Here is a 13794-nt window from a genome sequence, read left to right on the forward strand (position 1 = left end):
TTCCCGTCCGGCGGTCACGGGCCCTCGGACGGGAGCCAGGAGTAGCGGTGTTCGGGGCGGCCCGTCTCGCCGTAGCGCAGGGCCAGGGTGACCCGGGCGGTGCGCTCCAGGAGCTTCAGGTAGCGCTGGGCGGTCTGGCGGCTGATGCCGGCGCGGTCGGCGATCTGCTGGGTGGAGAGCGGGCCCTCGGCGGAGCGCAGGACCTGGCGGACGAGTTCGGCGGTCGTGGCGGAGTGGCCCTTGGGCATTTCGTTCGGGGACCCGGCCGCGGCGAGGGCGCCGAAGATGCGGTCCACCTCGGCCTGTTCGGCCTCGCCGCCGGTCTCCAGGGTGCGGCGCAGGGAGCCGTACGCCTCCAGCCGGGTGCGCAGGCCGGCGAAGGTGAAGGGCTTGACGAGGTACTGGAGGGCGCCGAGGCGCATGGCGGACTGGACGGTGGCCAGGTCGCGGGCGGCCGTGACCATGATCACGTCGGTGCGGTGGCCGAGCTGGCGCAGGCGGCGGACCAGGTCCAGGCCGTTCTCGTCCGGGAGGTAGTGGTCGAGGAGGATCAGGTCGACGGGATGGGTGTCGAGGTACGAGAGGGCCTCGGCCGCCGAATGGGCCTGGGCGCAGACACGGAAGCCGGGAACCTTCGCCACGTACGCTGCGTTGATCCGGGCAACACGCATGTCGTCGTCGACGACCAATACGTGGATGTCGTGGATCGGGGTCTCGTTCATCGCAGGGCCTCCGGGAGTACGACGGAGAACTCCGCCCCTCCGTCCGCTGCCTCGCCGGCCCGGGCCGTGCCGCCCTGCCGCTCCGCGAGGCGGCGTACGAGTGCGAGACCCAGCCCGCGCTCGCGGTGGGCCTTGGGCTGCTTGGTCGACCAGCCCTCGGTGAAGATCTCCTCGCGGCGGGCTGCCGGGACGCCGGGCCCGCTGTCCCGCACGCGGAGGATCGCCGTACGGCCTTCGGCGCGCAGCTCGACCTCGACCAGGGGTGCGGCGGAGCCCGCCGCCGCGTCCAGGGCGTTGTCCACCAGATTGCCCGTGATGGTGACGAGGCCGCCGGGGTCCACGAGGCAGTCGGGCAGGAAGGTGGTGTCGGCGAGGCGCAGTGGGACGCCGCGCTCGGCCGCGACGGTCGCCTTGCCCACCAGAAGGGCGGCCAGCAGGGGGTCGTGGACCTTCTCGGTGACCTGTTCGGCGGTGCTGCGGTGCACTCCGACGACCTCGGTGACGAACTCCACCGCCTCCTCGTGCAGACCCAGCTCCAGCAGGCCGAGGAGGGTGTGGAGGCGGTTGGCGTGCTCGTGGTCCTGTGCGCGCAGGGCGTCGATCAGGCCCTTGGTGGAGTCGAGCTCGCGGCCGAGGTGTTCCAGCTCGGTGCGGTCGCGCAGGGTGGCGACCGCACCGCCGTCCTCGGTGGGCATCCGGTTGGCGACCAGCACCCGGGGCCCCTGAACGGTGAGCAGGTCGCGGCCGGTGACGCGGCCGGCGAGGACGTCCGTGGTGCGCCCGGCGCCCAGGACGTCGTCCAGCGGACGCCCGGCGACGGTGGCGGCGGAGTCCGGCGCGAGGCCCAGCAGCCGGGCCGCCTCGTCGTTGACGAGCCGGACCCGGCCGTCGCGGTCGAGGGCGATCACGCCCTCGCGGATGGAGTGCAGCATCGCCTCGCGCTCGGCGAGGAGGCCGGCGATGTCGGAGAAGGCCAGGTCGCGGGTCTGCCGCTGGATCCGGCGGGACAGCAGGTAGGCGGCGAGCGCGCCTGCCGCGAGGGCGCCGCCCGCGTAGGCGAGCAGGCCCGGGATGGCGCCGAGCAGCCGGTCGTGGACGCTGTCGTAGGCGATGCCGACGGAGACGGCGCCGACGATCTCCCCGTCGGCCGCGAGGAGCGGGACCTTTCCGCGGGCGGAGCGGCCGAGCGTGCCCTCGTCGATCTCCATGACTTCGCGGCCCGCGAGGGCATCGCTCGGGTCGGTGGAGACGGGCAGGCCGATCCGGTCGGTGCCGGGGTGCGAGCGGCGGATCCCGTCCAGGTCCATGACGACGACGTACTCGGCGCCCGTCGCGCGGCGGATCCGCTCGGCCGAGGCCTGCACCGGGCTGTCGGCCGTCGGTCCGGAGTCGAGGAGGTCGGCGGCCAGTGAGGGGTCGGCCGCCGCGCTCTGGGCGATGGCCAGGGCGCGCCGCATGGCCTGGTCGTCGAGCTGCGCGCCGAGCGGGGCCAGGAAGAGCCCGGTGGCCAGCACGGCGACCCCGGCGGCGATGGCCAGCTGGGTCAGCAGGATCTGCGAGACGGCCCGTCTGGGCAGCCCGAGGCGCCGAGCGCTCATGTGGAGGAACCGCATGACCAGCAACCGTAGGTCGCCTTCGGCCTGAGCGGAATATCCCATGTGTATGCAACCGCGGCGGATCTCCCGCCGGCCGCGGGCAGCGCCGGCCGAGCCGGCGCGCGGCATCGGGCGGGCGCGGGCAGCGGGTCCGTCACGGCATCGGCTGTGGCGGGCGGGGCCCCTGGTACTGGCCGCTCGGGCGCATCCTGAGCGGCCGTTCCTGGTACTCCTCCAGCGCGTGCGCGATCCAGCCCGCCGTCCGCGACACCGCGAACACCGTCTCCCCGGCCTCCGCGGGCATCCCGCACGACACCGTCAGCACGGCCAGCGCCAGGTCGACATTGGCGGCCAGGCCGCCCCGCCGGGCCGCCGTCGTGGCGACGACCTCCCGGGCGGCCGCCAGCGCGGGCCCGGCCTGGGGCACGTTCTCGAGCCGCGCGAACAGGGCCGTCGCCCGCGGGTCCTCGCCCTCGTACAGCCGGTGCCCGAGGCCGGGGACCCGCCGTCCCGCCCGCAGATGGTCCGCGACCACCGGCGCGGCCCCGCCCCGCTCCAGGGCCTCCACCAGCATCCGGTGCGCGAGCCGGCCGGCCGCGCCGTGCAGCGGGCCCTCGAGCGCGCCGAGCCCGGCCGAGACCGCCGCGTACGGATGGGCCCGCGCCGACGCGGCCACCCGTACGGCCAGGGTGGAGGCGGCCAGATCGTGGTCGATGAGCAGCGCCAGGGCCAGATCCAGCGTGGCCAGCGCGTCCGGGTCCGGCTCGCGCGCCGTCAGCCGGGTCCACAGCTGCCGGGCCAGTCGGCCGTCCCCGCGCCAGCCGGGCGCGCCCACCTCGGGCAGCGCGCCGACCAGCGTCGGGATCAGGGAGCGTGCCGACCCCAGTACGGCCTCCGCGGACAGGTCGAAGCGCAGCGGATCCGTCACGGCGGCGGCCGCGGTGGCCACCCGCAGCCGGTCGATCGGGCCGCTGTGCTCGGGCAGCGCGGCCACCGCGCGCCGGGCGGCGGCCAGCGCCTGCGGGGGAGCGGTGAACCGCGCGCCGCGCGGCAGCGTCCCGGTCCAGAGCCACTCGGCGACCTCTTCGTAGCGGTGCCGCGAGGCCAGCTCGACGGCGTCCACGCCCCGGAAGTAGTACCGGTCGGGCTCGATGAGCGTGAGCGAGGTGCGTACGGAGAGCTCCGCCCCGGGGGGTGCGGCCGCCTCGCGCCGGCTGCGCCGGGCCAGGTCCTCCACCTCGCGCGGGTCGAAGCTGCTGCCGCGGCCGACGGCGTCACGGCGGCTCGTGAGCTGGCCCCGACTGACGTACGCGTACACGGTCGCGGGCTTCACCCCGAGCAGTTCCGCCGCCTGCCGGGTGCTGATCCGGCGCTCGCCCTCCGCTTGGTCGTTCATGACGCCCACCCTACATATATTGATTCGATCAACATTGACAAGGATTCGATCCATCATGGATGGTCGATGCATGAACACCACCGTCGATGTGCCCCGCGGTCTCGCGGGAGTCGTGGTCACCGAGACCGAACTCGGTGACGTCCGAGGCCGCGAGGGCTTCTACCACTACCGCCAGTACTCCGCCGTCGAGCTCGCAGCGAGCCGCAGCTTCGAGGACGTGTGGCACCTGATGTTCCGCGGCGCCCTGCCGGCCGGCGCAGCCGAGCGGGCCGCGTTCGCCGCCGAGATCGCCCCGCTGCGCCGGCTGCCCGATGCGGTGCGCGACGCGCTGCCCGCCCTCGCCCGGGCCACCGCGCTCTCCGGCCCGCTCGCCGGACTGCGCACCGCGCTCTCGCTCCTCGGCGCGTCCGCAGGGTTCCGCCCGGTGTACGACCTCGACCCCGGGCGCCGGGCCGCCGACGCACTGGCCGCCTGCGCCGCCGTACCGACCCTGCTCACCGCGCTGCACCGGCTGGGGCAGGGACTGGAGCCGGTGGAGCCGTGCGCGGATCTCCCGTACGCCGCCAACTACCTGTACATGCTCACCGGGCAGGAGCCCGACCCGGTCAAGGCGCGGGCGGTCGAGCAGTACCTGATCTCCACCGTCGACCACGGCTTCAACGCCTCGACCTTCACCGCCCGCGTGATCGCCTCCACCGGCGCGGACGTCGCGGCCTGCCTCACCGGTGCGATCGGCGCGCTCTCCGGGCCGCTGCACGGGGGCGCGCCCAGCCGGGCCCTGGACACCCTGGACGCCATCGGCACGGCGGACCGCATCGACCCGTGGATCCGCGAGCGGGTGCTCGCCGGGGACCGGATCATGGGCTTCGGGCACCCCGTGTACCGGACCGAGGACCCGCGCTCGCGGATGCTGCGGGACATCGCGCTGCAGTTCGGCGGCCCGCTCGTGGACTTCGCCGTCGAGGTCGAGCGGCACGTCGAGGAGATCCTCGCCGAGCTCAAGCCGGGGCGCGAGCTGCACACCAACGTGGAGTTCTACGCGGGCGTGGTCATGGAGCTGTGCGGGCTGCCGCGCGAGATGTTCACCCCCACGTTCTGCGCCGCCCGTGTGGTCGGCTGGAGCGCGAACGTCCTGGAGCAGGCCGCGGATTCGAAGATCATCCGTCCGGCGGCCCGGTACGTCGGCCCGAACCCGCCGGAGCCGGTTCCGGTGCTCGGCTGACTACGATCAGCGGGGTGAACAGCAGTCAGCCCGCCCAGCCGTCCGTCCAGCCGTCCGCTCAGCCGCCCGTCCGGCAGTCCGCTCAGCCGATTCCCGTCGTCGTGCTGTCCGGATTCCTCGGATCCGGCAAGACGACGCTGCTCAACCACCTGCTCGGCAACCGGGGAGGCACCCGGATCGGGGTCGTCGTCAACGACTTCGGCTCGATCGAGATCGACGCGATGGCCGTGGCGGGCCAGGTCGGCGACTCGATGGTCTCGCTCGGCGGCGGCTGCCTGTGCTGCGCGGTCGACGGCAGCGAGCTGGACGCGTACCTGGAGAAGCTCTCCGAGCCGGTCCACCGGATCGACGTGATCGTCATCGAGGCGAGCGGGCTGGCCGAGCCCCAGGAGATGATCCGGATGCTGGTGGCCAGCGAGAATCCGGCGATCCGGTACGGCGGGCTGGTCCAGGTCGTGGACGCGGCGGAGTTCGATGCGACCCGGGACCGGCACCCGGAGACCGACCGCCACCTCGCCGTCGCGGACCTGGTGGTCCTCAACAAGACGGACCGGGTCGACGCCGCCGAGCGGGCCCGGATCGAGGGCGAGCTGGGCGCTCTGTGTCCCGGGACGCCGGTGGTGGCCGCCGACCACGGGCGCATCGACCCGGAGCTGCTCTTCGACCGCCGCCCGTGGACCGAGACCCAGGGCCAGCTGTCGTTCGAGGACCTGATCGCGCAGGCCAGGGACGCGGACGACGCGGAGCGCGAGGACCACACCGGGCACGCCCACACGGTGTACGAGAGCACGGAATTCGTGTCGGACCAGGCCATGAACCCGCGCCGGTTCATCGATTTCCTCGACCGGCGGCCGGCCGGGCTGTACCGGATCAAGGGCTATGCATACTTCGGCGTCCCCGGTCACGAGGAGCGCTACGAGGTCCACGCGGTCGGCCGCTTCCTCCGGTTCGCCCCGCAGCCCTGGGGCCGGGGCGAGGCCCGTCTGACGCAGCTGGTCCTGATCGGCGCCGGTACGGACGGCCCCGCCCTGCTCCACGAACTGGAGGCCTGCCGCGAACCGGCCCCGCAGCACGCACCCCCGGAGAGCATGTGGGGCGTGCTCCGCTACGTCGACCGCCCCGCGCAGGCGGACGCCGAACCGGAGGCGGAACCGTACGAGCCCGATCCGTACGGCGACCCCGACTCCGATCCCGACTCCGCTTGATCAGGCGACCTCGACGCCGTATTCGCGCAGGAGGTCCTCGAGGCCGCCGCGGTAGCCCTTGCCGCCGATGACGAAGTCCCAGTCGCCGTTGGAGCGGCGCCGGAACGAGCCGAGGACCAGAGCGGTTTCGCCGGCGCGCCCGTCGGAGACGTCCAGCCGGCCGAGTTCCTCGCCGCCGGCGGACAGCAGGCGGATGTGGGCCTCGGTGAACCCGGCGAGGTCGGCGCGCGGATCGGCCTCCGGGTCGATCGCGGCCACGAGGACCAGGCGGTCGGCGGGCTCGGGCAGGGCGTCGAAGGAGACCTCCAGCGCGGCCTTGTCGGGAGCCGAGTGCGCGCGGGCCCGTACCGAACCGTCCGGGGTCCGCGGGTTGTTGAAGAACACGAAGTGGTCTTCGCCCAGCACCCGGTTGCCGGCGCAGACGAGGGCGCACACGTCCAGGGCGACCGCGCCCGACCAGGACATGCCGAGCACGTTGTGGTCCGCCGAAGGGGCCGGGGCCTCCGGCTCGGGCGCGCGCTGCGCCGGACCGCCGCCCAGCCGCCCGCGCAGCCCGTACTGGTGGAGCAGGTCGACCAGGTCCGCCCCGGGAACCAACTCCAGCGGCTTGCCGTTGGCAAAGGTGTACGACCCGGGCCCGAAGGATGCGGTGGTGACGAGCACCCCCTTGTTCGCCCCCTTGTCCTGGACCGTGCCGTACAGATCACGCACGGCCGTCGGCGGCACCGTGTTCCGGTAGCGCTTGACCTGCACCACGATCCGCCCGCCCCGGATCGGCGCCGGGTCCAGCGCCTCCACGTCCACCCCGCCGTCGCCCGACCGCTGCGTGGTCACCGCCTCCATGCCCATCGCCCGGAAGAGCTCCGCCACCAGGTTCTCGAAGGCGATCGGGTCCATCGTGAAGAGGTCCGGCTCGTCGTCCCCATTGCCGGATTGGCCGCCGTGGCTGACGACGCCGCCGACCTCGCCCGGTCGGCGCCCCGTCCGTACCGCAGCCAGCTGGTCGGGCCGCGCCGACAGCTGCCCGCGCAGCCCTTCCACCAGACACTCCACCGCGCTGACCTGCTCCAGGCGCAGTCCCTCGAAGGCGGACCGCGCTGCCGATACCGTGGCGAGGACGATCTGCGCCTCCCGGCCCGTCGCCGGATCGTGGTCGTCCACGAAGCCGTTGACGACCACGGAGTCCAGCGCACCGAACTCGTCCGCCGAGTAGAGCTCGCGCACCACCAGGAGTACGCACTGCGCCAGCAGGTCCCGGTACAGCGCCCGTCGCTGCGTGACCGGGCGGGCGGTCTCCTTGTCCTGGTCCGTGCTCGGCAGGTACCGCACCGACTTGGCCTCAGGTATCACGCCGTAGCGGGGCAACTCCCAGTCGAGCACCAGCTGCTGAGCCGCGGGGTCGTATGCGGCCGCGACCTGCCTCGGCAGCTCCTCGGGCCAGGCGGTGGAGGCGTACAGGGCGGCCGAGAAGTACTCCACCACGGCCTCGGCCTCGCCCGCGCGCAGCCTTCCGGCCAGCTCGCTCAGCCCGCGGTTGTGCGCACGGATCCCGGCGAGCTGCTCGGCCGCCCACCGGTCGTACTGCTGCCGCTGCTCGGCGAGCTGCTGTTGGCGCCGCGTCTCCGCAGCTTGCGCCTTCTGATGAGCCCGCTTGTACTGGGCGTGCGCCTCGCGTTCCGCCTGAGCCCGCCGGTAGGAACCCAGCGCCATGCCACTGCTCTCCTGCAGGAACTGCTCGATGCGGGGCATCGCCACCGGCTGCGCCAAGGCCCCGGGACGGAACGGTTCGAGCCCCTCGTTCCGCACGAGTGAGGCCATCCGGAATGGCGCCGACCGGCAGCCTGTGACCAGCAGGCTCTGCAGCGCCGCCACCTCGGCCTCCATGCCCTCAGTGCGGCGCCGGGCCTCGGCCTCGCGATGCTGCCGGTAGGCGGCCTGCTGTTCGCGCTCGCCCCGGGCGACGTCGCGGTCCCACGCCCGGCGTCGGCGCTCCGCCTCACGCTGCTGGATCACCAGCGTCCGCTGCTGCCTGCGCTGAGCCTCGGCCCAGTTCCCGATCATCCCGCTCGACTGACGGCTCAACAGTTTTCCCCCGCCCCCCACAAGCCCAACGGGAAAACACTAGTCGGCATTCGGGTGGTACGTCCCCCCGGTCGCACCACCCGAATGCCGCCGTACGTCCTACAGTGCGCCCCCCGCCAGAGCGGCGACGGCCGCGGGCAGTGCGGCCCCCGAGCCGTCGCGGCGCGGGTCCACGGGCGGCAGTTCCGCCGGGGTGCCGTTCGCCGCGGCCGCGCGGACCGGGGCGTTGCCGGCCCAGGCGAGGACCAGCAGGTCCTCGCCCTTCAGGAACCGCTGGCAGCGCACGCCGCCGGTGGCCCGGCCCTTGCGCGGGTACTGGTCGAACGGGGTCAGCTTCCCGGACAGCATCGAGTCGTCCAGTGTCCCGTGCGAGCCCGCCACGGTGAACACCAAGGCGTCCCGCGCGGGGTCCACCGCCGAGAAGTGGATCACCTTGGCGTTCTCGGCGAGCTTGATGCCCGCCATACCGCCCGCCGGGCGGCCCTGCGGGCGCACCTGGGCCGCCGGGTAGCGCAGCAGCTGGGCGTCGTCGGTGAGGAAGACCAGGTCCTCCTCGCCCGTGCGCAGTTCGACCGCGCCGACGATCCGGTCGCCCTCCTTGAGGGTGATGACCTCCAGCTCGTCCTTGTTCGCCGGGTAGTCCGGCACGACCCGCTTGACCACGCCCTGCTCGGTGCCCAGGGCCAGGCCCTGCGAGGACTCGTCCAGCGAGGTCAGGCAGATCACCTTCTCGTCCGCCTCCAGACCGGAGAGGAACTCCGTGACCGGGGCGCCGCCCGCCAGGTTCGGCGCGGTGTGGGTGTCCGGCAGCTGCGGCAGGTCGATCACCGACAGCCGCAGCAGCCGCCCGTACGAGGTGACCACGCCGACCTCGGCCCGGGCCGTGGCGGCGACCTGCGAGACGATCAGGTCGTGCTTGGTGCGGGCGCCGCCCTCCTCCTCCGGCAGCGCTTCGCCGGTCACGGTGCGCGCCAGCAGGCCCGTCGAGGACAGCAGCACCCGGCACGGGTCGTCCGCGACCTCCAGCGGAACCGCCCCGACCTGCGTACCCGCCGACTCCAGCAGGACCGTACGCCGCTCGGTGCCGAACTTCTTCGCGACCGCCGCCAGTTCGGTGGAGACCAGCTTGCGCAGCTCCGTGTCGGACTCGAGGATCCCGGTCAGCTCGTCGATCTCGCCGGTGAGGCGGTCGCGCTCGGACTCCAGCTCGATCCGGTCGAAGCGGGTGAGCCGGCGCAGCGGGGTGTCCAGGATGTACTGGGTCTGGATCTCGCTCAGCGAGAAGCGCTCGATGAGCCGCTCCTTGGCCTGCGCCGAGTTGTCGCTGTCCCGGATGATCCGGATGACCTCGTCGATGTCGATCAGGGCCACCAGCAGGCCCTCGACCAGGTGCAGCCGGTCGCGCCGCTTGCTGCGGCGGAACTCGCTGCGCCGGCGCACGACCTCGAAGCGGTGGTCGAGGTAGACCTCGAGGAGCTCCTTGAGGCCGAGCGTCAGGGGCTGGCCGTCGACGAGTGCGACGTTGTTGATGCCGAAGGACTCCTCCATCGGCGTCAGCTTGTACAGCTGCTCGAGCACGGCCTCCGGGTGGAAGCCGTTCTTGATCTCGATGACCAGGCGCAGGCCGTGCGCGCGGTCCGTGAGGTCCTTGACGTCCGCGATGCCCTGGAGCTTCTTGGAGCCGACCAGGTCCTTGATCTTCGCGATGACCTTCTCGGGGCCGACCGTGAAGGGCAGTTCGGTGACGACGAGGCCCTTGCGGCGGGCGGTCACGTTCTCCACGGCCACCGTCGCCCGGATCTTGAACGTGCCGCGACCGTTCTCGTAGGCGTCCTTGATCCCGGAGAGGCCCACGATCCGGCCGCCCGTGGGCAGGTCCGGACCCGGCACGAAGCGCATCAGCGCCTCCAGGTCCGCCTGCGGGTAGCGGATCAGGTGGCGGGCGGCCGCGATGACCTCGCCCAGGTTGTGCGGGGGCATGTTGGTGGCCATGCCGACCGCGATCCCGGAGGCACCGTTCACCAGCAGGTTCGGGTACGCCGCGGGCAGCGCGACGGGCTCCTTCTCCTGGCCGTCGTAGTTGGCGGTGAAGTCGACGGTGTCCTCGTCGATCGACTCCGTCATCAATGACGTGGCGTCCGCCATCTTGCACTCGGTGTAACGCATCGCGGCCGGCGGGTCGTCGTTGCCGAGCGAGCCGAAGTTGCCGTGGCCGTCGACCAGCGGCAGCCGCATCGAGAAGGGCTGGGCCATGCGCACGAGCGCGTCGTAGATCGACGCGTCACCGTGCGGGTGCAGCTTGCCCATCACCTCGCCGACGACGCGGGCGCACTTCACGTACCCGCGGTCGGGGCGCAGGCCCATCTCGTTCATCTGGTAGACGATGCGCCGGTGCACCGGCTTCATGCCGTCGCGGGCGTCGGGCAGGGCGCGGGAGTAGATCACCGAGTACGCGTACTCGAGGAAGGAGCCCTGCATTTCGTCGACGACGTCGATGTCGAGGATCTTCTCCTCGAAATCCTCCGGCGGCGGGGTCTTCGTGCTGCGGCGGGCCATCGCTGCGCGGCTCCTTAACCAAGAAGGTGTGCTGGGGGTCTTGCGGGTGGTCTGGCGGGTGGTGTGACAGGGGCTGACGGGGGTCGTCGCGGACCATTGTGGCCCGAGGCACCGACAACGCCGACTCCGACCCTGGGGAACCCCCTGGACGGAGTCCTCGGGGGACTCTGAGCCGGGAACTTCTCCGGTCCCCGATGCGCTTGCATACAGTGGCAGGTCTGACGGAAATCTCTGCATCGCGATCGAAGGGACCACATGCCCATGGGTCACACGGCCACAGCCCAGGCCGGCTCCGGCGGCCTGACAGCGACCGAGCACCGGCTGGCCAACGGCCTGCGCGTGGTGCTCTCCGAGGATCACCTGACCCCGGTCGCCGCGGTCTGCCTCTGGTACGACGTCGGCTCGCGCCATGAAGTCAAGGGGCGGACCGGTCTGGCTCACCTCTTCGAGCACCTGATGTTCCAGGGCTCGGCGAGCGTACCCGGCAACGGCCACTTCGAGCTCGTCCAGGGCGCAGGCGGTTCGCTCAACGGCACGACCAGCTTCGAGCGCACCAACTACTTCGAGACCATGCCGGCCCACCAGCTGGAGCTCGCGCTCTGGCTCGAGGCGGACCGGATGGGCTCGCTGCTGGCCGCCCTGGACGACGAGTCCATGGAGAACCAGCGCGACGTGGTCAAGAACGAGCGCCGCCAGCGGTACGACAACGTCCCGTACGGCACGGCCTTCGAGAGGCTGACCGCCCTGGCGTACCCCGACGGCCACCCGTACCACCACACCCCGATCGGTTCCATGGCCGACCTGGACGCGGCCTCCCTGGAGGACGCCCGCACCTTCTTCCGTACGTACTACGCGCCCAACAACGCGGTGCTGTCGGTCGTCGGCGACATCGACCCCGCGCAGACGCTCGCCTGGATCGAGAAGTACTTCGGGACCATCCCCGGGCACGACGGCAAGCAGCCGCCGCGCGACGGCACGCTGCCCGAGGTCATGGGCCGGCAGCTGCGCGAGGAGATCGTCGAGGAGGTCCCGGCCCGCGCGCTGATGGCCGCCTACCGGCTCCCGCACGACGGCACCCGCGAGTGCGACGCCGCCGACGTGGCCCTGACCGTCCTGGGCGGCGGCGAGTCCTCCCGGCTCCACAACCGGCTGGTGCGCCGGGACCAGACGGCCGTCGCGGCCGGCTTCGGCATGCTGCGGCTCGCCGGCGCGCCCTCGCTCGGCTGGCTGGACGTGAAGACCTCCAGCGGGGTCGAGGTGCCCGACATCGAGGCGGCCGTCGACGAGGAGCTCGCGCGGTTCGCCGCCGAGGGCCCGACGGCCGAGGAGATGGAGCGTGCCCAGGCGCAGCTGGAGCGCGAGTGGCTGGACCGGCTGAGCACGGTGGCCGGCCGCGCCGACGAACTCTGCCGTTTCGCCGTGCTGTTCGGCGACCCGCAGCTGGCGCTCAGCGCCGTCCAGCGGGTCCTCGACATCACCGCCGAGGAGGTGCAGGCCGTGGCCGCGGCCCGACTGCGCCCCGACAACCGCGCGGTGCTGGTGTACGAGCCGCTCCCGGCAGAGGCCGACGGGGCCGACGAGAACGACGAGAACGAGGGGGCGGAGCAGTGAGCGACACCGCAGCCGTCACGATGACCTTCCACCCGCAGCCGCAGGCCGGCCAGGCCCGGCCGTGGGCCTTCCCGGCTCCCGAGCGGGGCGTGCTGCCCAACGGGCTGACCGTGCTGCGCTGCCACCGGCCGGGCCAGCAGGTCGTCGCCGTCGAGGTCAACCTCGCCGCCCCGCTGGACGCCGAGCCCCAGGGCCTGGACGGCGTGGCGACCATCATGGCCCGCGCGCTGTCCGAGGGCACCGACAAGCACTCGGCCGAGGAGTTCGCGGCCGAGCTGGAGCGCTGTGGCGCCACGCTCGACGCGCACGCCGACCACCCGGGCGTGCGGGTCTCCCTGGAGGTGCCGGCCTCCCGGCTGGCCAAGGCGATGGGCCTTCTCGCCGAGGCGCTGCGCGCGCCCGCCTTCGCCGACAGCGAGGTCGACCGTCTGGTGCGCAACCGGCTCGACGAGATCCCGCACGAGCTGGCCAACCCGCAGCGCCAAGCCGCCAAGGAGCTCTCCAAGCAGCTCTTCCCGGCCACCCTGCGGATGTCCCGCCCGCGCCAGGGCACCGAGGAGACGGTCGCCCGGATCGACTCCGCGGCGGTACGCGCCTTCTTCGAGGCCCACGTACGCCCCGCCACCGCCACCGCGGTGGTCGTCGGCGACCTGACCGGCATCGACCTGGACGCCGTCCTGGCGGACACCCTGGGCAGCTGGACCGGCAACTCCGCCGAGGCGCTCCCGGTGCCGCCGGTGACCGCCGACGACACCGGCCGCGTGGTCATCGTGGACCGTCCCGGCGCGGTCCAGACGCAGCTGCTCATCGGCCGGATCGGGCCGGACCGGCACGACCGGGTCTGGGCGGCGCAGGTGCTCGGCACGTACTGCCTGGGCGGCACCCTCACCTCGCGCCTGGACAAGGTGCTGCGCGAGGAGAAGGGCTACACGTACGGGGTGCGCGCCTTCGGCCAGGTGCTGCGCTCCACCGCCGACGGCAAGGGCGCCTCGATGCTCGCCATCAGCGGCTCCGTGGACACCCCCAACACGGGCCCGGCGCTCGACGACCTCTGGAAGGTGCTCCGCACCCTCGCGGAGGGCGGTCTGACCGACGCCGAACGGGACGTGGCGGTACAGAACTTGGTGGGCGTGGCCCCCCTGAAGTTCGAGACGGCCGCGGCCGTCGCCGGCACGCTCGCCGACCAGGTCGAGCAGGAGCTCCCGGACGACTACCAGGCCCGGTTGTACGCGCAGCTGGCCCAAACGGGCACGGTGGAGGCGACTTCGGCCGTTCTGGCCGCCTTCCCGGTGGACCGCCTGGTCACCGTCCTGGTGGGCGACGCCTCGCAGATCGAGGCGCCGGTGCGGGCGCTCGGGATCGGTGAGGTCACCGTCGTCGGCAACTGACGGACATTCCAAGGGGC

9 protein-coding genes are annotated in these 13794 nt (G+C 72.9%); 4 read left to right on the top strand and 5 right to left on the bottom strand.

What is annotated here, in order from left to right; translation table 11 throughout:
• Positions 1 to 14 precede the first annotated feature (14 nt).
• The 3 genes from IF09_RS48085 to IF09_RS0131160 form a co-directional block, all read right to left on the bottom strand.
• Positions 15 to 722, bottom strand: a complete 708-nt coding sequence (locus IF09_RS48085) for a DUF7342 family protein (RefSeq protein ID WP_030301438.1) — start codon at positions 720 to 722, stop codon at positions 15 to 17.
• Positions 719 to 2335: a sensor histidine kinase gene (locus IF09_RS0131155; protein WP_030301440.1), complete on the bottom strand. Its 1617-nt coding sequence runs from the start codon at positions 2333 to 2335 to the stop codon at positions 719 to 721. The genes IF09_RS48085 and IF09_RS0131155 overlap by 4 nt, the downstream gene beginning before the upstream one ends.
• Positions 2336 to 2471: 136 nt before the next feature.
• Positions 2472 to 3713, bottom strand: coding sequence for a citrate synthase (locus IF09_RS0131160; RefSeq protein ID WP_030301442.1), 1242 nt, complete (start codon positions 3711 to 3713; stop codon positions 2472 to 2474).
• A gap of 55 nt (positions 3714 to 3768) precedes the next feature.
• Here IF09_RS0131160 and IF09_RS0131165 point away from each other — a divergent pair, with 55 nt between their 5' ends.
• Together IF09_RS0131165 and IF09_RS0131170 are read left to right on the top strand one after the other, a co-directional pair.
• Complete coding sequence (locus tag IF09_RS0131165; RefSeq protein ID WP_030301444.1) at positions 3769 to 4935, top strand: citrate synthase/methylcitrate synthase; 1167 nt, start codon at positions 3769 to 3771, stop codon at positions 4933 to 4935.
• Between the two features lie 89 nt (positions 4936 to 5024).
• Positions 5025 to 6140: a CobW family GTP-binding protein gene (locus IF09_RS0131170; protein WP_030301445.1), complete on the top strand. Its 1116-nt coding sequence runs from the start codon at positions 5025 to 5027 to the stop codon at positions 6138 to 6140.
• Here IF09_RS0131170 and IF09_RS0131175 read toward each other — a convergent pair whose 3' ends face one another.
• Together IF09_RS0131175 and IF09_RS0131180 are read right to left on the bottom strand one after the other, a co-directional pair.
• A complete protein-coding gene (locus IF09_RS0131175; RefSeq protein WP_418953084.1) occupies positions 6141 to 8222 on the bottom strand; it encodes a restriction endonuclease in 2082 nt (693 codons plus the stop codon).
• A gap of 99 nt (positions 8223 to 8321) precedes the next feature.
• Positions 8322 to 10778, bottom strand: a complete 2457-nt coding sequence (locus IF09_RS0131180) for a DNA gyrase/topoisomerase IV subunit A (protein ID WP_030301450.1) — start codon at positions 10776 to 10778, stop codon at positions 8322 to 8324.
• 261 nt (positions 10779 to 11039) lie between these two features.
• On the opposite strand from IF09_RS0131180, the gene IF09_RS0131185 reads away from it, so the two are divergent.
• Positions 11040 to 12389 (top strand): M16 family metallopeptidase, encoded by a 1350-nt coding sequence (locus IF09_RS0131185; protein WP_030301452.1) that lies wholly within the window; start codon positions 11040 to 11042, stop codon positions 12387 to 12389.
• Positions 12390 to 12409: 20 nt separating this feature from the next.
• On the top strand, positions 12410 to 13777 hold the full coding sequence (locus IF09_RS0131190; protein ID WP_030301454.1) for a M16 family metallopeptidase: 1368 nt from the start codon (positions 12410 to 12412) through the stop codon (positions 13775 to 13777).
• Positions 13778 to 13794 lie beyond the last annotated feature (17 nt).

The sequence above is a fragment of the Streptomyces katrae genome (genome assembly GCF_000717655.1).
Taxonomy (GTDB): Bacteria; Actinomycetota; Actinomycetes; order Streptomycetales; family Streptomycetaceae; genus Streptomyces; species Streptomyces katrae_B.